17 protein-coding genes are annotated in these 18615 nt (G+C 40.5%); 6 read left to right on the top strand and 11 right to left on the bottom strand.

The window, feature by feature from the left end; all coding sequences use genetic code 11:
* Positions 1–541 precede the first annotated feature (541 nt).
* Complete coding sequence (locus ACM0OX_RS31200) at positions 542–2242, bottom strand: iron uptake porin (RefSeq protein WP_414518858.1); 1701 nt, start codon at positions 2240–2242, stop codon at positions 542–544.
* 319 nt (positions 2243–2561) lie between these two features.
* Positions 2562–3056, bottom strand: coding sequence for a DUF4363 domain-containing protein (locus ACM0OX_RS31195; protein WP_414518857.1), 495 nt, complete (start codon positions 3054–3056; stop codon positions 2562–2564).
* A gap of 412 nt (positions 3057–3468) precedes the next feature.
* On the opposite strand from ACM0OX_RS31195, the gene ACM0OX_RS31190 reads away from it, so the two are divergent.
* The gene (locus ACM0OX_RS31190; RefSeq protein WP_174708855.1) at positions 3469–3753 is read left to right on the top strand and encodes a peptidase; all 285 of its coding nucleotides are present in this window, start codon (positions 3469–3471) and stop codon (positions 3751–3753) included.
* A gap of 1 nt (position 3754) precedes the next feature.
* On the opposite strand, the gene ACM0OX_RS31185 is transcribed toward ACM0OX_RS31190, so the two are convergent.
* The 5 genes from ACM0OX_RS31185 to ACM0OX_RS31165 all read right to left on the bottom strand — a co-directional run bounded on the left by ACM0OX_RS31185 (position 3755) and on the right by ACM0OX_RS31165 (position 9579).
* Positions 3755–4999 carry a sensor histidine kinase gene (locus ACM0OX_RS31185; protein WP_414518856.1) on the bottom strand — a complete coding sequence of 415 codons (1245 nt, stop codon included), beginning with the start codon at positions 4997–4999 and terminating at the stop codon, positions 3755–3757.
* A gap of 52 nt (positions 5000–5051) precedes the next feature.
* The gene (locus ACM0OX_RS31180) at positions 5052–5729 is read right to left on the bottom strand and encodes a response regulator transcription factor (RefSeq protein WP_334695033.1); all 678 of its coding nucleotides are present in this window, start codon (positions 5727–5729) and stop codon (positions 5052–5054) included.
* 406 nt (positions 5730–6135) lie between these two features.
* The gene (locus tag ACM0OX_RS31175) at positions 6136–8064 is read right to left on the bottom strand and encodes an ABC-F family ATP-binding cassette domain-containing protein (protein WP_414518855.1); all 1929 of its coding nucleotides are present in this window, start codon (positions 8062–8064) and stop codon (positions 6136–6138) included.
* A gap of 71 nt (positions 8065–8135) precedes the next feature.
* Positions 8136–8552 carry a DUF1824 family protein gene (locus ACM0OX_RS31170; protein ID WP_335189402.1) on the bottom strand — a complete coding sequence of 139 codons (417 nt, stop codon included), beginning with the start codon at positions 8550–8552 and terminating at the stop codon, positions 8136–8138.
* A gap of 178 nt (positions 8553–8730) precedes the next feature.
* The gene (locus ACM0OX_RS31165) at positions 8731–9579 is read right to left on the bottom strand and encodes a prohibitin family protein (protein WP_335197083.1); all 849 of its coding nucleotides are present in this window, start codon (positions 9577–9579) and stop codon (positions 8731–8733) included.
* Positions 9580–9815: 236 nt separating this feature from the next.
* Between ACM0OX_RS31165 and ACM0OX_RS31160 the strand changes: the two genes are divergently transcribed.
* Positions 9816–11624, top strand: coding sequence for an ABC transporter ATP-binding protein (locus ACM0OX_RS31160; protein WP_414518854.1), 1809 nt, complete (start codon positions 9816–9818; stop codon positions 11622–11624).
* Between the two features lie 58 nt (positions 11625–11682).
* Positions 11683–12111: a hypothetical protein gene (locus tag ACM0OX_RS31155; protein WP_414518853.1), complete on the top strand. Its 429-nt coding sequence runs from the start codon at positions 11683–11685 to the stop codon at positions 12109–12111.
* 65 nt (positions 12112–12176) lie between these two features.
* On the opposite strand, the gene ACM0OX_RS31150 is transcribed toward ACM0OX_RS31155, so the two are convergent.
* From ACM0OX_RS31150 to ACM0OX_RS31135, 4 genes are all read right to left on the bottom strand, one after another.
* Positions 12177–13760, bottom strand: a complete 1584-nt coding sequence (locus ACM0OX_RS31150) for a hypothetical protein (protein ID WP_414518852.1) — start codon at positions 13758–13760, stop codon at positions 12177–12179.
* Between the two features lie 112 nt (positions 13761–13872).
* Positions 13873–14280 carry a helix-turn-helix domain-containing protein gene (locus ACM0OX_RS31145; protein WP_414518851.1) on the bottom strand — a complete coding sequence of 136 codons (408 nt, stop codon included), beginning with the start codon at positions 14278–14280 and terminating at the stop codon, positions 13873–13875.
* Between the two features lie 230 nt (positions 14281–14510).
* Positions 14511–14813, bottom strand: a complete 303-nt coding sequence (locus ACM0OX_RS31140; protein ID WP_414518850.1) for a type II toxin-antitoxin system HigB family toxin — start codon at positions 14811–14813, stop codon at positions 14511–14513.
* A gap of 110 nt (positions 14814–14923) precedes the next feature.
* Positions 14924–16306, bottom strand: a complete 1383-nt coding sequence (locus tag ACM0OX_RS31135) for a cytochrome P450 (protein ID WP_414518849.1) — start codon at positions 16304–16306, stop codon at positions 14924–14926.
* Positions 16307–16549: 243 nt separating this feature from the next.
* Between ACM0OX_RS31135 and ACM0OX_RS31130 the strand changes: the two genes are divergently transcribed.
* Genes ACM0OX_RS31130 through ACM0OX_RS31120 form a run of 3 tightly spaced genes read left to right on the top strand, consistent with a single transcriptional unit; the run spans position 16550 to position 18232 of the window.
* A complete protein-coding gene (locus ACM0OX_RS31130; protein WP_099102086.1) occupies positions 16550–17182 on the top strand; it encodes a ParA family protein in 633 nt (210 codons plus the stop codon).
* Positions 17183–17184: 2 nt separating this feature from the next.
* A complete protein-coding gene (locus ACM0OX_RS31125) occupies positions 17185–17826 on the top strand; it encodes a hypothetical protein (RefSeq protein WP_414518848.1) in 642 nt (213 codons plus the stop codon).
* 16 nt (positions 17827–17842) lie between these two features.
* Positions 17843–18232 carry a tautomerase family protein gene (locus ACM0OX_RS31120; protein WP_414518847.1) on the top strand — a complete coding sequence of 130 codons (390 nt, stop codon included), beginning with the start codon at positions 17843–17845 and terminating at the stop codon, positions 18230–18232.
* The last annotated feature ends 383 nt before the right edge of the window (positions 18233–18615 follow it).

Below are 18615 nucleotides of genomic sequence, written 5' to 3'. Positions count from 1 at the left end.
AAGTTCTGTAGCTACTCCCATAAGTTCTGTAGCTACTCCCATAAGTTCTGTAGCTCCTTCAATTTGTTGGGGAGTGCGTAGGCAAAAACTTTGTAAGCGATCGCTTTATTCTGTAGAAAAGATCGATATAAGCGATCGCAGTCTGTAGAAAAGCGATCGCCATCACCATAACGTTGTACTCCAAGCCCTTTAACCCACCTATCGAAAACCCTATGTTCGATTAGACGGTAATAGGACTGGCAATGATTGGCTTTGTGTCGAAATGTTTGTAAAAATATGTGGTGCGTTACGGCGTTGAGCCTAACGCACCCTACTAGCGTGACAAAACTAAAATGTTGCAATAAATTTTCTTGTGGGGCGGGCATCTTGCCCGCCAATTAGGACGGGCTAGAAGCCCATCCCACAAGAGTTTGCTAATGCACAAATTTAGTCTTGACACGCCACTACTAATTAAGACTATCTTCGCAAGCAAAGAAGGGGTAGGGTGTTAGGGAGTTTTCCTCAAGACAAAACTCCTCTGTTAACAAATCCAGATTTACCTTTAGAAAGTAAAAGTAGTTCTCAATGCACCAATGACAGCATCATTGTTATTGCTGTTGTTATCCGGCGAAGTCAACCAAATAACTCCGGGAGTAATGGTAATATTGTCGCTCACCTTATACTGGTAGAACGCTTCTAAATGATAGGAATTGTTCTTGTCTTTGCCAATTTGGGCAACACTGGAACTTGTTACATAAGGTTCCATGCCAACCACAATACCAGCTAGATTCCCTTTTTTACCAAGGTCGGGGAATCCTAAAGTAACTGCCCAGTTCCAGATATCCAGACTTCCCCGATTAATTCCACTGCCATTGCTTGCCAAGATCCGAGTGTTAGTGTAGCCAGCCCAGCCACCCAAAATAAATTTATCACTCAGTTGTAATGATGCTTCTGCACCATAAGCATTACTAGATACTGGCAAATCGGCTCCAGAAAAGGCAGCTAAATCATCTGGTAAATTGGGATTATTCAGTAAAGCCGATCGCAGGTTAGCACGGTTACTACCCGTACTACCATTGGCAGTAAAATCATTGTTGTAAGAATTAACGTAAGTCAAACCAAGGGTGAATTTATCAGTCGGTTTGACCGTTAACTGGGCTATGGCTCCATAAGCGCCGTTGAATAAACCACTTCCATTTTGAGCATTAGCAGGATCGTTAGCTAAATACCCCAAACTTAGTTCTAGATTCTTGCTAAACTGATGCTGAATTCCTAAACCAGCACCATTAACTAGATAATAAATAGGGTTGCGAGTCCCAAAATGAGAAAGAGCGCCGCTACCACCATCTCCATCTAAGTAAGGGTTTACTGTATTAGTAAAATCATCAGCCGCACCTGCATTTGCTTCAACAATGACATTGGTTTTCTGAGTAAGAGGGAACTGATACAACAGCGCATCTATCCCAACAGCATTGTTGTTGCCATTATCAAAAGTACCGCCAGCAAACCGTAAGTCACCTTCTGGCGTAAATGTAGAATTTCCAGAGAAGGCATTCAGATTTGTGGCTTGCAGTCGGGTTCTGAGTAAATCTTTGCCTGTAAAGCTAGAATCAAAGTTGAGGCGGACGCGATCGCCTAAAATAGCATTGCGATTGATTTTTCCTCCTCTAGCATTATCTCCTGACACAACCCCTGCTACTGCAAAAATCGCTTCACCATTGAGTTTGGTAGTGGTAGAAAACTGATGCTGTTCCAGTTCGGCACTGCGTGTTTCCACCGCATCAACTCGACCGCGCAGGGTTGCTAGTTCGGCGGTAAATTCCTCTTGCAATTTTTGTAATGTGGCTAAATCTTGTTTCTTAACCAAATCATTAGTTGAGGTAGCAATCAGTTCATTGATGCGTTGTAGACAAGCATTCAAACCCGCCGCAAATTCATATCGCGTCATCGCTCGATTACCGCGATATGTACTATTAGGATATCCAGCAATACAGCCGTAACGTTCTACTAATGATTGCAGCGCTTGAAATGCCCAATCAGTTGGCTGCACATCTGATAATTGAGATACAGAAGTAACTTGAGCGACAGCATCAGCAGTTGCCGGAGACTCTAGAGATTGCTCTGTTTGGTTATTTTCAGGTTTTGATGTAGTATTATTTGCAGGAGATGCTATTGCCAGCCCACCATAACCAACAACTGAGGCAACAAGCACAACGAATGGAGCCTGCTGAAGAAAACTCCAGAGAACTTTTGCTTTTAACATTTTTATTTCTCACACAGAAAATTAATTAGTATTAGAGACTTCCAAGAAATAAATTATCCAATCTTGTGGGGTGGGCATCTTGCCCGCCTTCGACTACGGGCTATAGTGTCGCCCACCCCACAAGAAATAGTTGTACATTTTTTTATTTGTCAGTCCCTTAGTACAATGTCTAAGTTAATTTTGAAAGTTTGTAGTAAGCACTTTAGTGCTTAGAAAATCAGGACTAAAGTCCTTACTACAAACTTGCTCATCCATCAATTTCAACTTGACGTACTACTAGCACACTAGCCAACAAATACTCAGTCTATGTATTTGGCTCTTAAGGCTTGGCTACAGTAGTGACATCCTTGTTAAGAACCACTAAAGCTGTTGACAATTTTGGTTTATTTGGTGCAGAGGCTTTCAGTCCTGCCTTAATCTCATCAGCTTTATCTTCAATTTCTTTGTAGGTAGTGGGAGATTTAGCTTTAACTCCATCCTCAACCTTTGACCAAAAATCTTCAAATTTATCAAATTCCCCTTTAGCTTTGGTAAAATCTCCCGCCTCAACTGCGGCCTTAGTATTGGTTACAACACCCTGTAGACCTTGAAATTCGGTTGTTTTAGTGGGAGTGGCTACTGCACCAGGGGAGGTTGTCGCAGCGGGAGTGGTTGCTGCATCAGGGCTAGCTGCCGCAGTGGGACTAGCTGTTGTATCAGAGATAGAACTTCCAGCAGGTGGTGTCTGTGCAGTAGGTTCGTCACTCTTATTACATCCAACCAAAGTCATCATGCTGATTGCAGCAACTATCAGTACTGAATTAAAACGATTCATTCTAAACTCCTCATCAAAACTCGTTTGTGTAGACTAGTACCGTAAAGCGGAAATCAAAAGTCTTTCATTTTGGGCTTTCTGGCTGTAATGAAATAGTAAGTTTATTTCCGCCGACTTGTACTAGCGTTCATATTTTACGCTGACTATGAACAAAAATATTAGGTAATATTTTTGTCATTTAAATATTAAAGCTATCAAGGTAAAAAACTCGGAAAGAACCAATATTTTCTCTTTCCGAGTTTTTTACTTGTCATGCTTTACCTTAATAACAGAGTCTATCAAGACTCCTCACACCAATTGCTGACTTCGAGTCTTGTCAGACAAGACTCGATTTTTCTCATCTCATTTGCATTTTTGGTGATATTGAGCCTACATTGTATTGGGAAAAAGTTTCTACTACCGGAAAAATACCATGAAACGTTCATTTCGTAAGTATCATCGTATCCTTGGCATCATCCTATCTGTGCCACTGATGTTAACCGTGCTGACTGGGATATTAACAACCTTTGTCCGCGAGTGGTCTATTGGTATAGGAGTTCCAGCTAGCTTCCTCTTGAGTATCCATACAGGCGAAATCTTTCATCTGCAAGGAATCTACCCAATTTTGAATGGATTAGGACTTTTGGGATTGTTGGTGACAGGATTAAATATGTCTGGTTTATTTGGTAAAAAAACTCGGCAAAACCCGAATAATTAAACTAAGAAGCTAATGGCAAACGTACCTGAAAGCAGCTACCAACACCGATTTCACTGGTGACGGTAATATCTCCTCCATGAGTTCTAGCGATCGCTAATGCAATAGCTAATCCTAAACCTAAGCCTCCCTCTCGCTGATTTCTAGCTTGATCTGCCCTCCAAAAGCGATTAAAAATTAACGGAATGTGTTCTGGAGCAACACCAATACCAGTATCTTGAACATTTATGGCTACAAACCGCTCAAGTTTAACTAGAGAAACTATGACAGTCCCTCCTTTAGGTGTATAGTGCAAGGCATTTTGCAACAGATTAGAAAATAATCGCTTTAGTTGAATAGCTTCACCTTTGATGAAAACTTCGGTTGATATTTCTGGCTTGAAAGTAATTTCCTTAGATACTGCTTGCGGTTCCAAAAACTCCACCAAATCTTCTAATAATTCATCTAAAGGAATATTGATCCATGCAATCATTTTAGGACTCGTGACTGCATCAGTTCGAGCTAATAAAAGTAAATCTTCTACTAATCGAATCATTTGATTACTTGCAGATGATATTGCTTCCAATTTATTTAAATTAGCTGGATGAATTCTCTCTGGATAATTCATAATCACTTCAACCGAAGTTTTAATAATTGTTAAAGGACTACGCAACTCGTGAGAAGCATCGGCAGTAAACTGTTTTAATTGCTCGATACTTTGCTCAATTGGCTGTAAAGATTGTCTTGTTAGCCACCAACCACCTAAGCCGCTAAGAATTATGACAATCAATCCTCCTAACTCAAATCCCCATAAAACTCTATTTAGTTCTTCTTCTAATTCTTCTGTCGATTCACTTACCCGCACATAGCCTTGGAGCTTTTTTTTTCTTCCACTTGAACTATGCAAATAAACAGGAATAGTAATACTGCGAATTTTATGGTATTGGCTGATGTCAAAGTTAGCAGTAAAAGACATTCGAGAAATAGTGGTTCCCGCCTTAGCTAATAGCCGACCATTAGCATCAAACCATTCTACTCCTTGATGATTTTCACGTAAATCCTGCCAAGGAATATCTAAATCTCCATCATCATCATTATCTAAAATTCGAGGAATCTTAGTATTAATTGCTTTTTTGTCAACTGGCGCTGCTATTAAGTTGTGAGAAGCTGCATTTGCTAAAGTGACAATTTCACTATCTAATTTTTGATAAAGATTATAAGACAAAAAATGGTAAACAATTGTGGTAGAAGTCCCCCAAATTGTTACCATTACACCTAAATATGAAAATAAAAGCCGCCTGCCTAAAGCCTGAAGCATCAATTTAAAAAGTTTGTTTGAGTCGATAACCTAAACCGTATATTGTCTCAATAAAATCAACATTAGCTCCAGCAAATTTCAGTTTTTGTCTTAAACTCCGAATATGAACCTTGATTGTTTCTTCTCCTGGTGGCTCTTCAAAAGACCAAAGATGTTTCAGAATTTCGTTGCGATTAAAGACTTGATGGCTGTGACGTAAAAATAATTCTAAAATTCTATATTCTTTGGGAGTCAGATGTACTGGTTGTCCATTATATGTAACTTCATAATTACTTGGATCTAAACGCAACTTTTCCCACTCAAATACAGGGGGTAAAATAGTAATTCCCCGCCTTAATAAAGCGCGAATCCGAGCCATTAGCTCTTGTAAATCAAAGGGTTTAACAACATAATCATCTGCTCCGGCATCTAAACCAATGACTTTATCTGTGCTACTGTCTTTTGCAGTTAGTAACAAAATAGGTATAGAATAGCCTGCTTGCCGTAGTTGCCGACACAAAGTTATACCATCCAATTTTGGTAGCATCAAATCTAATACTATTAAGTCATAAGGAAAGGCTTTAGCAAACTCCCATCCCACTTGACCATCATTTGCAATATCAACAAGATAATTTTGGTCAATTAGTACTTCTGCAAGTGCTTTTGCAATCCGATATTCATCTTCTACTAAAAGGATTTTCATAACTACCCCACTAGTACCGCAAAGCGGAAGTCAAAAGTCAAAAGTCAAAAGTCAAAAGTATTATGGAATAAGCTCTTTAGTGATTTTAAATGGTTGCTCTATTTACGCCGTGGCTTACTTGTAGTCTGTGAAGTTTAAATTTATAGGTAAGTAAGTTAGTAGTAAGGACTTTAGTCCTTATTTTCTAAGCACTAAAGTGCTTACTACAAACTTTTTATTGACTACTAGCTAATAATTCCAAGACGGGAGCATCCACTTTTGGCGGATCGCCCTCAGACTAGAAGTCTGGGGCTATACAAACTAAACCCGCCTGCGCGGGTTTCAGAGAGTCCGCGTAGGCGGACGAGAGTTTGTGTAGCCGCGATTTCCAATCGCCCGGTGTTTCTTCCAAAAGTGGATGCTCCCTTCAAGACTCCATCTCTGCTAATTCTAACCAGCGTTCAGTCGCCACATCGATCGCGTGCTTGAGATTTTCCACCTTATTATAGAGTTTCTGCACTTCGCTATAATTCCCCGGTGAGACATTCCCTAATTTTTTCTCGGTTTCCGCCTTCTCAGCCTCTAACTCGGCAATTTTACCTTCCAACTGCTCAAATTCCTTTTTTTCCCAATTGGATAATCTGCGCCGCTTGGTATTCTCTCCATCCTTGGATGAAGCCGCACCATTTTGGACTTCAACATTTTTCGGCTTTTCCTTAGCGTTCGCAGCTTGTTGCTGCGCCTCTTCAGCCTTTTTATAGTCCAGATAAATCGAGTAATTACCTGGATATTGCCGCAGATTACCGCCTTCCTCAAAGGAAAATACTGTGTCGATGGTGCGATCGAGAAAGTAGCGATCGTGAGAAACTACAATTACACACCCGGCAAAATCCTCTAAATAATCCTCTAATACTGCCAAGGTCTGAACATCTAAATCATTTGTCGGTTCATCTAAAATTAAGACATTGGGCGCACCCATCAAAACTCGCAACAGAAATAAACGGCGTTTTTCCCCACCTGAAAGTTTACTAATTGGGGCATACTGCTGATTACCAGGAAACAAAAACCGCTCCAACATTTGCGAAGCGGTAATTTGAGTTCCATCGGTAATTTTGACAAATTCTCCTTCTTCTTTGATGTAGTCAATCACGCGCTGATTTTCGTTCAATGCTGTGAGCAATTCTTCCGAATGCTGGTCAAAATAACCAATGTGAACTGTAGTACCAATTTCTGCAATGCCGGAATCTGGCTTAACCCGTCCAGTAATGATATCCATTAAAGTCGATTTACCAGCACCGTTAGCGCCAATAATGCCGATGCGGTCTTCTGGACTAAATTCGTAGGTGAAATTATTAATCAGAGTGCGTCCATTGTATGCCTTAGAAATGTTATCTAATTCAATAACTTTTTTCCCAATGCGACGACCAACTGTCGAAATATCAACTTTACCCTGAACTTGTTTAAATTCAGTATCTCGCAAAGCGTGAGCGCGGTCAATTCTCGCTTTTTGCTTGGTACTTCTGGCTTTCGGCCCTTTTTTGAGCCATTCTAACTCGCGGCGCAACAAGCCTTGGTGTTTACGTTGACTACTTACAGCAGATTCTTCAGCTAAAGCTTTCTTTTCGAGGTAATATGAGTAGTTACCTGTATAGGTGTAAATGTCGCCTCGGTCAATTTCCACGATCCGGTTGGTAACGCGATCTAGAAAATAGCGATCGTGAGTAATTAAAAACAATGCGCCGCGATAGCGATTTAAATAACTTTGTAACCATTCCACAGAAAGAGCATCTAGATGGTTTGTTGGCTCATCCATGAGCAAAGCATCTGGTTCTGATAGCAAAGCTGATGCTAAAGCAATGCGCTTGCGATAGCCTCCAGATAAAGTACTTATCTTGGCATCAAAGTCAGAAATTCCTAATTTTGTCAGGATGATTTTGGCATTAGTTTCTAGTTCCCAAGCACCACTTGTATCCATTCGTTGCATCACCACAGAAAGGCGAGACATCAGTTGACTATCATCTGGATAGTGAACCAATTTATCAGAAAGTTCTTCATACTCGCGTACTAAAGCCATGTGTTCGCCACTGTCGGCGAAAACTTGCTCTAAAACTGTGTGATTTTCATCTAAATCTGGCTGCTGCGGTAAGTAGATGATTTTAGAACCGGAGTTAATTAAAATTTGACCGCTATCAATGGATTCTAACCCGGCGATCATTTTTAATAAGGTTGATTTCCCAGAACCATTAGTACCAATTAATCCAACTTTATCAGTAGCATCAAGGCTAAAGCTCGCATCTTTTAAAATTTCCTTGATACCAAAGTCTTTTTTTACTGATTGTAGTGTAATAATACTCATAAGATTGAAGTCATTAATTATTTTTCATTAGTGAGTAGGTAAGGCAAATACCTTACCTACATTGCGTAATTCTATACAAATAAGTCCAAGGGAAGGTGTCCATACATTTCGTTGATTCCATCTTCGTCATAAGACTGGCAAGATACTAATACACCACGATGATGTCCATCATAGGAATCAAGATAACACAAGCCATTTTTACCATTTAATTTGATATAAACTGGGCCTTCGGGTGTCAGTAAATTATTTGGTGGTTCATAACCCAAAGCCAGAGAATAGGTTTTCATCGCTAATATTCCCTCTTCTGCTGTATCAGCACAAATTCCTAAAATTTGGTAATCAGTAAGCTTGGTGAGCAAAATTAAAGCATTACGAATTACTACTTTTTCTGAGGAGCTGAGGATAGGAGCAATGTCTAGACAATTGAATTTGTTCAGTAATTTTTTCGCTTCTTCAGCGGTGAGATTCTGAGGATTGGGGGTTGACATAAACTTCGACTATTATCTGGTTGGTTTTTCAGGGGTGTTTGAGTTGGGACTAGCCCAACTTATACCATTTTGAATTTTAGATTTGGAATTGGGAATAGTCCAATGTATTGTAAAATTTGTCTGAGATCAGAGCAAATTCCATAATTTTAGACTTTGTTATCTCATGCCCACTTCCCTTTTACGGTTGATTTTGGACATTCCCAAGGTTGAATATAAAGGGTACGCCATTTTTGGAGTCATTACCCATAACCAGGACTTTGGGCATCTGAGCGCCGCCAGTCTTCCAAGCTTCAATTGCTTCTTTTTGCAGAACCAACTGTCCTCCTTGGGCTTTGAGTGTCTCTGCTAATAGCCTTTGAGCTTCTGCCCTACCTTTGGCGCGATTAATGTCTGCTTGTGCTTCTTGTTCAGCTTCACGTGCTACGTAAACGGCTCTTTGCGCTCGTTGTTCAGCAATTTGTTTTTCTTCAACTGCTCTGGCAAATTCTGGTGAGAATGCTAAATCAACTACGCTAGTATCTAACACAATTATCCCATATTTGTCTAAGCGATCGCCTAACGCTTGATCGAAGTCTTCTTTCAATTCACTTCGTTTGGTAATGGCCTCTTCTACTGTTCTTCTAGCTGCGGCAATTTTAAACGCTTCTTGTGTCTGAGGGGCAATGATTTTTGAGACAATATTCTCTAGTGTTCCTTGTTTCCTTCTAACTTCAACTACCTTTATCGGATCGAGGCGAAAGTTAATTGCAAATCTCGCAGATAAATTTTGCAAATCTTTAGTAGAACTCTCCGCTGGCACTTCAAATTTTTGCACTGTTAAATCATACACATCTATCACAGTGATAAAAGGCGGTTTCAAGTGGATACCTTCCAATAAAGCGCCATCTCTCGCTTTACCCAAGATACTGATTACTCCTGCTTGTCCAGGGTTAATAATGATAAAGGAATTTAGCCCAATAATCACTAGTATTGCTAACACAATTCCGAAAACTGTGGTTTGCCAATTACCAAATTGCTGATTTTTCAAATTCCTTTCTCCAATATTTAATTAGTCATTGGTCATTTGTCATTTGTCATTGGTCATTTCTTATTCTCCCCCTGCTCCTCTGCTCCTCTGCTCCCCTGCCCCCCTGCTCCCCTACTCTTGAATAAACTCAGTTACTAGTTTCTCACTAGTCTGTCTGAATCAATCTTCAGACTCAGGACTTAGGACTCAAGACTTTGTTCCGTGGTAATATCAGTGACACGAAATCGCAAAAAGCCGTGGCTACTGCATTAAAATCTCATCGGGCATCAAGAAGGCGTAAACATTCAGCGCATCCTCTCCAGCGTTTGCTTGAGTATGGACACCAGTATCGTAAACAAATTTGGCTGGCGACTACTTATTCTACCCTCAATAAATTTTTCGACTTAGCACCACCCGGCTTAATTGGCGTGGCGGTGGATGTGGTAGTTAAGCAACAGGATTCCATAATTGCACAGTTAGGAGTACGCGATGTCTTTCAACAATTTTTGATTATTTCCTTCCTGACTGTGGTCATTTGGATACTAGAATCGGTTTTTGAGTACGCCTACGCTCGACTTTGGCGGAATTTGGCTCAGAATATTCAGCATGACTTGCGTTTGGATGCCTACAAACATTTGCAAGAGTTGGAATTGGCTTATTTTGAAGAACGCAGCACTGGCGGTTTAATGTCTATCCTCAGTGATGATATTAACCAATTAGAGCGGTTTTTGGATGGGGGCGCAAATGATATTATCCAAGTTTCTGCAACTGTTCTAATTATTGGCGCTGCTTTCTTTATTCTGGCTCCTAGTGTAGCGTGGATGGCTTTGTCTCCGATGCCATTTATCCTCTGGGGTTCTTTTGCCTATCAACGATTACTTGCACCTCGCTACGCTGATGTCCGCGAAAAGGTAGGTTTTCTCAATTCGCGGTTGTCAAACAATATCAGCGGAATTACTACTATTAAAAGCTTCACATCTGAAGCTTATGAAGCCTATCGTTTGGAATTAGATAGTGATGCTTATCGCCACAGTAATTCTAAGGCAATTGCTCTTTCTGCTGCTTTTGTGCCGTTAATTCGGATGCTGATTTTGGTGGGGTTCACGGCATTACTTTTATATGGCGGGATGGCAGCGGTTTCTGGGGCAATGTCTGTAGGGACTTACAGTGTATTAGTGTTTTTAATCCAACGATTGCTGTGGCCTTTAACTAGATTAGGCGAAACTTTTGACCAATATCAAAGGGCAATGGCTTCTACTAATCGAGTCATGAATTTATTGGATACTCCTATCGCTATTCATACAGGTGATGTAGCTTTACCCGTGGATGAAGTGCGCGGTGAAGTGCAATTTAACAATGTTTATTTTGCCTATAAAGATAGATTTCCAGTGATTAAAAATCTGTCTTTGGATATTCCGGCGGGGAAAACCATTGCAATTGTCGGTTCTACCGGTTCTGGTAAAAGCACTTTAGTCAAACTCTTGTTGCGGTTATACGAAGTGCAATCTGGAAGCATTACTGTGGATGGCATTGACTTGCAAACTTTGAATTTGCAAGATTTACGGCGCTGCATCGGTTTGGTGAGTCAAGATGTGTTTCTATTTCATGGCACTGTAGCCGAGAATATTGCTTACGGCAGCTTTGAGACTACAGAACAAGAAATCATCACGGCGGCGAAGATAGCCGAGGCACACGAATTTATTGTTGAATTGCCCGAAGGTTATGAGACAATTGTCGGGGAAAGAGGACAAAAGTTATCTGGTGGACAAAGACAACGGATTGCGATCGCCCGTGCAGTCTTAAAGAATCCGCCCATTCTGATTTTAGACGAAGCGACCTCGGCGGTGGATAATGAAACAGAAGCGGCTATCCAGCGATCGCTAGAACGGATTACAGTAGATAGAACTACAATTGCGATCGCTCATCGTCTTTCCACTATCCGCAATGCCGATTGCATTTATGTCATGGAACATGGGAAATTAGTAGAGTCGGGAACCCATGAGCAATTGCTGGAGAAAGACGGGATTTATTCCGGCCTCTGGCGTGTACAGTCAGGCCTAAGATAACTTTCCCCCTTCTTTGTGTTTTAATTACGAATTACGAATTACGAATTACGAATTATTTATGTTTTTTGGCAATAATCAACCAGAATCAGGTGATAACAAGTGGCGTCGCCAGTTGGATAAGTTTGTCAAAGCAAATCAGCAAGAATTGGCGGCGCTGTTTTGGGGATTGTGGTTAGCAAATGGTGACAGTCAAGGTACTGTTGGTATTGATTTGCAACCAACGCCACATTTTGTTTATTGTCCGAAAGAGCAGATAGAGAATTTAAATATTAGAGTTGAGAATCGGCTTCAGGAAATTTTGGGAATTGTGGAGAATCACAAGCCGGATGTGGAAGTTGTGATGATTGGGATTGGGAAGGGGGAAATTAAGTTAATTCAGTTTGCACCGGAACCAGCACCACCGATTTGTTTTGAGGAAGTTGGGAAGGATGTGGATGGGTTGTTGGATGTGTTGGAAGAGAGGATGAGGGGGGAGATTGTTTTTTAACGCAAAGGGACGCGGAGGGAAGCGCAGAGGTTCGCGGAGGAGGATAATAATTCTGCGCTTGTTGTTTAGTTGATTGCTTTGTGGAAGTCTGGGTAAGTTAGATTTTCGGCACAATGCCAGATGATGTTAAATGCGGCTTCGTAGCGATATGAATTGTTTTTGTCGAACTGTTTACTGAGATTGTCTTTTAGGGTTATGACTACTTGTGGTAGATGTTCGCTTTGGAGTATTTTTGTTAAACTATCAGCTATATCCAAGAGATCAAGATCCTGAGAGATTTGAATGGATCTGATAAAAACAGCGATTAGTTTATTTAGCTTCTCTGTTTCTAATTTTTTACTTAGGTTAAATTGTTGTAAAATACGAGCAGCACTTGTAAAAATTGATTCATCCTTTGTAGTGTTAAATAGTCGAATTAGAGTCTCAAATGCCTGTTGATTATTGGAGTCTATTTTCAGCAAGATAAAGAGCGCACTTAGAGATGTATGCTCATCTTTTAAAGTAACCATTTTCCACATGGCTTTAATTATTTGCTGCTGGTAGTCATTAGTTTGCGCTAGTATGTCGGCCACATCAAAATATACGCATTCTTCCTCAGCAGTTTCAAATATCTTAGATAAGGTACTAAGTGCCATCCTGTTACCTGAATCTAATTCTGCTAGACGTAAAGCAGCTTTCCGACGGAAAAATTCATTTTGAGTTGTTTTAATTCTCTCTGTTAAAATAGTGATTGCAGCTTTGTTACCTGGAGCAATTACCATCAGATATCTAACAGACATATTGAGCAAATATGTATTCTCGGTAGTTTCGAGAATCTGCACTAAAGTATTTAATACTATTGGATTACCTGGATCGATATCCCACAAAGCCTTAGCGGCATCTGAACAAATCACGTCATCTTTGTATTTTTGGATGAAATCAATCAGGGTAGCGATCGCAATTTGATTGCCATAAGCTATGTTTCCTAAAGCTAGAATCGCACCTTGATATATGTCTTCTAAAAGCAACCAGTAATTTGTAATCTCATCAGGCTCCATCTTGATAAATTGGATTAAAGTACTGATTACAGTTTCATTGTTGTAGCCAATTTGCGCCAAGCTACAAATTTCACTCCAAGGGATAATTTTAGCTCGCTTCATTAGCAGTAATAAAGCAGCGATCGCACTTTTATTACCCGGATCGAGTGTTCCTAACTTCTCGGCTGCAACTCGGAGAATCGAACGACTTTCTGTAGTATGAACCAAATGGACAAAAGCAGCAATTACCCGTTTTCTATCAGTTAATTCCAGCGTTTTTCTAGCTGTCTGCACCAATGGTTTTGGTAATATCTGCCAATCTCGCTTATCTTGCCGAAAATAGGCATAACTCCATTTGAGCAGTTGTTCTACAATTGCATCACCCAAACTACATTCTGGGAACTGGGATAAAGCCTCAGCCGCCAAAAAATAGGCGCGATACCGATAAAAATCGCCGCAACCGTCTTCAAAATCTATTAAAGCTTGGATAAAATCTTCTTTTTGCTGCTTATCTACATCCTTTTGGCTGAACCAGTGGAGAATCTCTGCTTTCCATTCCGGCTCAAAGATGCGGTAAGTGCCTTGATTTAAATTGCTGCGATCGTGGTTAAAGAAATACTGCCAATCATGCATTGCCTCCTACCCACTGCGAGATGTGGGACGAAAGGGACTTAAATGAATCTTGCTACATCAGTTGGCTTTCTGTCAAGTCTGGATGCGATGAAAATCTGTAAAGTTTTCCCTCTTATGACTCAAAAAAAGCAGCAGGCGAAATATGAAAAAACTCTGCAAGTTTGCGAATATGGTTAACTGTTAGCTTCCTCTGTCCACTCAAAACTTCAGATACAATAGACTCGGTTTTAAAGATAGGAATTAAGTCTTTCTGTCGCAAACCAAATTCGGCAATCATTGCTTGCAGTAATTCTACGCCATGAATATCAGGCATAGAATGATGTTTTTCTTCATACTCATAAACCAGAGTACCTAAAACATTGAGATAGTCTTGTTCATCTGGTGTTAATTCACCTTTGTCAATCAAAGAATCAATGACTTCTTGCGTAGCCAGAAATTCTTCTTCGGAAGTTACGGGACGAGGAGGAAATGATTTGAGTAATTCAATATACGTTTTAGTAACAGGTGTTCCAGGAGTCATTTTGTCAAATATCTGATTGTTTCAATCCCTAATAGGGATTTTGATTAATTGGAATTCAAACACTTATACTTATATTAGTATCCAGATATCTGAGAGTTTCAATCCCTAATAGAGGATTTTAATTAATTATAATTTAGAAATTATATTCATATTACTATCTATAATATATCTGAGGGCTTCAATGCCTAAAAATGATTTGTAAAATTGTTAGCCCAAAAGAATAGTTAGCATCAAGCGAACCAACAATCATTTTTCCACTCATCTTTGTCATATTCGGCATGTGTCAATATATGGCGAATAAAGACTTTTTGGCATTTGTAATCTACTAAAGTAATAAGTCGATAATTATTACCACTTATGTTAAAAACTGTGAAATTACCGACTTGATCGGCTGAAGGAAAAGTTTGGCGTAACTCTACCAAGTTCTGCCACTCTGCTACAGATGTCAGTTTGTACCATAACCGCAGGCTAGTTTGTGCATTAGAGTGCTTTTCCCAGAACTCAACAAGTCTTGCACGACTGATAATGTGCATAAATTTTTAGTACATAGTATTTTTTCATGTGAGTGTTTCTTGACCGGGTACGAGATTATCTTAGCAAATTGCGAAGTCAGGGTGGGTATTAAAATGCCCACCCTACTTGCCTAAACTAACGCTGGTGTATTTGCACGCTTAACTTGAGGTGTTGCAACCATCCTCATTCCAGCTGGTGCAGCTAAAGTTAACCCACGACGCACAGGACGCACGGGACGTTTATTCACTAGCGAAACTTGGAATTCTGACAAAACAGTTGCCAAGACAATTTTCATTTCATACTGAGCAAATGCCATCCCAATACAGCGACGATTACCGCCACCAAAGGGTAAATATTCATAAGGTGAATATTGTCTTCCTAAAAAGCGTTCTGGTTTGAACTGCTTGGATTGTGGATAAACTTCTTCCCGATGATGCGCTAAATAAATACTGGGGATTATTACCGTTCCCTCTCGCAGTTCGTAGCCCATAATTGTAATTGGAGTCTTCACAATCCGCGGGAAAGCAGTCATGACAATTGGGTAAAGTCGCAATGTCTCTTGGCAAACTGCTGTCAAATAGGGTAATTTACCTACACTACTCAAATCGTGGTTAACTCCAATGGTGTTGAGTTCTTGTAACAACTTCTCACGCACCTCTGGTAAACGATCGATCCAGTAAAAAGCCCACGTCAATGCCGAAGCGGTAGTTTCATGTCCCGCAACTAGCAGCGTCATTAACTCGTCGTGTAATTCTTCATCTGACATCCCTTGACCATCGTCGTAACGAGCCGCCATCATCAAACTTAGGATATCTTGGCGATTTTGCTCAGGTTCAGCCCGACGTTCTCGAAGCAAAGCATAAATCAGGCGATCGATTTTTTGCCGTTGTTGCAGAACCCAACCCCACGGACTCCACGCACCGAAATCTTTTTGCATGAACTGGAAGAAGAAGGCGCTGGACATTACAGGCGAAGTGATGAAGTCTAATAAGTCACTTAGCGATCGCCTCAGTTCCTCAAACAACTCTCCATCATTCAAACCAAATACAACCCGCAGAATAACACGCAAGGTGATTTCTTGCATCGACTCACGGATTTTAAAAGGCTTACCAATTTGCCATTCATTAGTCACCTGTCGGGTTATTTCCCGAATTTCCTCGCCGTAAGCCCTCATTCTTTCGCCATGAAAGGGAGGAGCTAATAGTTGCCGTTGGCGCTGGTGGCGATCGCCATCCGCTAACATAAAGGAGCGATCGCCAAGTAAAAATTTTAGCCCTATGTTTCCCCTGCCAACCTCAAAATGACTGGAATCAGCAGTAAAAATCTGTTCAAGCGCTTGGGGTTGACTAAAATATACTAGATGGTTATCAGAGCGATTACTCCTGATGGTGAAAGTGTCACCGTAGATTTGGGCAAAATCATCCACATATTTCACTGGCTGAGTAATAAACTTAATCATCCTCAGCCAGCGCGGCATTTGAGGCCCATCGGGCAAATTGTAATTAGTTGTCATAGAATTTTGTAGAGTTGATGGCTTCTGAATTTTATTGTTACGACTTTTCATGTTACTTAGGGTTACAGAAAGCGGTATATTCATGATTGAGGACTACAGACTGGGGACTAAGAAGACAAGCTGGACAAGAAAGAGAATAATAACTCCTAACTCCTAACTCCTAACTCCTAACTCCTAACTCCTAACCCAGCACGGGCTAAACGCCCCGCTACCGCTAACAAAAGGCAGCATCGGAAGTAAGCAGTGCCAAAAATCATCGCTATTCTCAACGGTAAAGGAGGAGTCGGTAAAACGACTACCGCAGTCAATCTGGCTGCAAACTTTGCGAAGAAAAAAAAGGTGCTGCTGATTGACGCAGATATTCAAGGTTCTGCCAGTTGGTGGTTTGGGCGCAGTCAGCAGGGTATGGGATTTGATTTATCTCAAGAAACAGATCCCGCACTTTTAAGTGATTTAGCAAAGATAACAGGTTACGATTTAGTAGTGGTGGATACACCTCCCGCCCTGCGCTCTGAAGCATTAGTGGCGGTAGTTGCGATCGCAGATTATCTAGTTTTGCCGACACCCCCATCTGCAATGGATTTAGCAATCCTCGTGGAAACAGTCAAGGAAGCCGTCATCCCCTTGGGAACCCCCCATCGGGTATTGCTCACCAAAGTCGATACCCGCAGTTTGGGGGAAGCACAAGAAGCAAAAAACACTCTGACTCGCTTAGGTATTCCTACTTGTAATACCTTCATCCGTGCCTATAAAGCTCATGAACGAGCAGCACTTGAAGGTGTAGCGATTACTCAATGGCGAGGAGGAAACGCACGGGAGGCGGAATTAGACTACCGCCGTGCAGCTGATGAATTACAGCGTGATTGGAGAAAATAATAATGGCTAGGAAACAAAGTCTCTCTGACTTACTACAAGAAGAGGCGCAAAAATTTACACCCCCAGAAGGTGAATCTGCGATCGAAGTTACAGCAGAAAAAGTTGTCGAAGAACAAGCTGCATCTGATGATGAATCGTTAGGACAACCACTTGAGCCAGCTTCTACTAAGCGCACAAGTCCTACTAAAGCTGATTTAGAAGCAATTGTCAAAGAATTGACAAGTAATCTAGAAACAAGCCACAAAAAAGAAGCATCTCTTGGACAAGAAATTACTGATTTGCAATCAAAATTATCTAAACAAAAAACATTTGTATCAGAACAAAAATCATTACTAGAACAGCTAACCAAAGAACTTGATGAAACCAAAAAAACAGCACTGCAACTTGCAGAAGCCAATTCCCTGCTGATAGAAGAAATTAATTCTTTCAAAAAAGAAGCAGAACAAAAAGCAGTACAAAAAGCAGAAGAGAAATCTAAACTTGTTGTCAAGGAAACTAGCGCGATCAAACCAGTAAAAGACCACTACAATCCACTTAACTACAAAAAATCACATCGGTCATCGGAAACACTAGCTCAAAATCAACCTCAAAATCAACCGAATGAGTATCCCGATAGTTCTAATGAGATGTGGTTACTTGACTAGAATCAGTTAAAGGTTAATGGTACAAATCAAAATCTATGGCACTGCTTCATTTATTCTTCATTCTCGCAGTGCCATTTCTGACGCAATTCATTCTTGTGTTGTTGAAGCTTTAGCATATCCTCAAGATAAGCGTATCCATCGGTTTTTTCCTCTCGAACCCGATGATTTCATCTACCCTTTAGGACGTTCAGAGAAATACATAATCATTGAGATTAGTATGTTTGAGGGACGCACTATTGAAACGAAAAAGAAATTAATTAGGTTGTTGTTTTCTCGCTTATCTGAACAAGTTGCAATTGCACCTATAGATATAGAAATCACGATTATAGAAACCCCAAAACACAACTGGGGTATCCGGGGAACAACAGGAGATGAATTAAACCTAAATTACCAAGTGCGAGTGTAAATCTTTTGAGCTTGTATGGTGTGCATTATAATGCCCATTTTAATCTGATTTACTTGTATAAAATTCTCATGTCTACTTACTAAGTAATAAACTGCTGTATTTTTGCAAAACAGGTTTGCGATCGTAGCTACAGAGTTTCCTAAAATTCTGTGAAAGTAATAACAATTTGAAAAAAGAATGCGAGAATAGACCATTTGTAGAGACGCGATGAATCGCGTCTTGACTTTACCCAATGATGTGTTGCAATCATTAGACCTCTTGCATAAATCAAAAATAAGACCCCACCCCGCCAAAGCTACGCTTTGTCTCCCCTCCCCGCTTGCGGGGAGCAGGGTGGTTTCATACAAAGAAAGAAAAAACTTTGTGCAGTTGATTGGAGAGGG

Source organism: Nostoc sp. PCC 9305, assembly GCF_963920915.1.
In the GTDB taxonomy this organism is placed as follows: domain Bacteria; phylum Cyanobacteriota; class Cyanobacteriia; order Cyanobacteriales; family Nostocaceae; genus Nostoc.
The sequence above is the reverse complement of the archived record's forward strand: the minus strand, read 5'-3'. Positions and strand labels throughout refer to the sequence as shown.

Bases quoted from the DNA above. Each gene is read 5' to 3' on its own strand.
- ACM0OX_RS31120 (WP_414518847.1), top strand. From the start codon at position 17,843: ATGGTACAAATCAAAATCTATGGCACTGCTTCATTTATTCTTCATTCT.
- ACM0OX_RS31135 (WP_414518849.1), bottom strand. From the start codon at position 16,306: ATGACAACTAATTACAATTTGCCCGATGGGCCTCAAATGCCGCGCTGG.
- ACM0OX_RS31145 (WP_414518851.1), bottom strand. From the start codon at position 14,280: ATGACTCCTGGAACACCTGTTACTAAAACGTATATTGAATTACTCAAA.
- ACM0OX_RS31150 (WP_414518852.1), bottom strand. From the start codon at position 13,760: ATGCATGATTGGCAGTATTTCTTTAACCACGATCGCAGCAATTTAAAT.
- ACM0OX_RS31170 (WP_335189402.1), bottom strand. From the start codon at position 8,552: ATGTCAACCCCCAATCCTCAGAATCTCACCGCTGAAGAAGCGAAAAAA.
- ACM0OX_RS31125 (WP_414518848.1), top strand. From the start codon at position 17,185: ATGGCTAGGAAACAAAGTCTCTCTGACTTACTACAAGAAGAGGCGCAA.
- ACM0OX_RS31140 (WP_414518850.1), bottom strand. From the start codon at position 14,813: ATGCACATTATCAGTCGTGCAAGACTTGTTGAGTTCTGGGAAAAGCAC.
- ACM0OX_RS31155 (WP_414518853.1), top strand. From the start codon at position 11,683: ATGTTTTTTGGCAATAATCAACCAGAATCAGGTGATAACAAGTGGCGT.
- ACM0OX_RS31190 (WP_174708855.1), top strand. From the start codon at position 3,469: ATGAAACGTTCATTTCGTAAGTATCATCGTATCCTTGGCATCATCCTA.
- ACM0OX_RS31200 (WP_414518858.1), bottom strand. From the start codon at position 2,242: ATGTTAAAAGCAAAAGTTCTCTGGAGTTTTCTTCAGCAGGCTCCATTC.
- ACM0OX_RS31185 (WP_414518856.1), bottom strand. From the start codon at position 4,999: ATGGTAACAATTTGGGGGACTTCTACCACAATTGTTTACCATTTTTTG.
- ACM0OX_RS31195 (WP_414518857.1), bottom strand. From the start codon at position 3,056: ATGAATCGTTTTAATTCAGTACTGATAGTTGCTGCAATCAGCATGATG.
- ACM0OX_RS31175 (WP_414518855.1), bottom strand. From the start codon at position 8,064: ATGAGTATTATTACACTACAATCAGTAAAAAAAGACTTTGGTATCAAG.
- ACM0OX_RS31180 (WP_334695033.1), bottom strand. From the start codon at position 5,729: ATGAAAATCCTTTTAGTAGAAGATGAATATCGGATTGCAAAAGCACTT.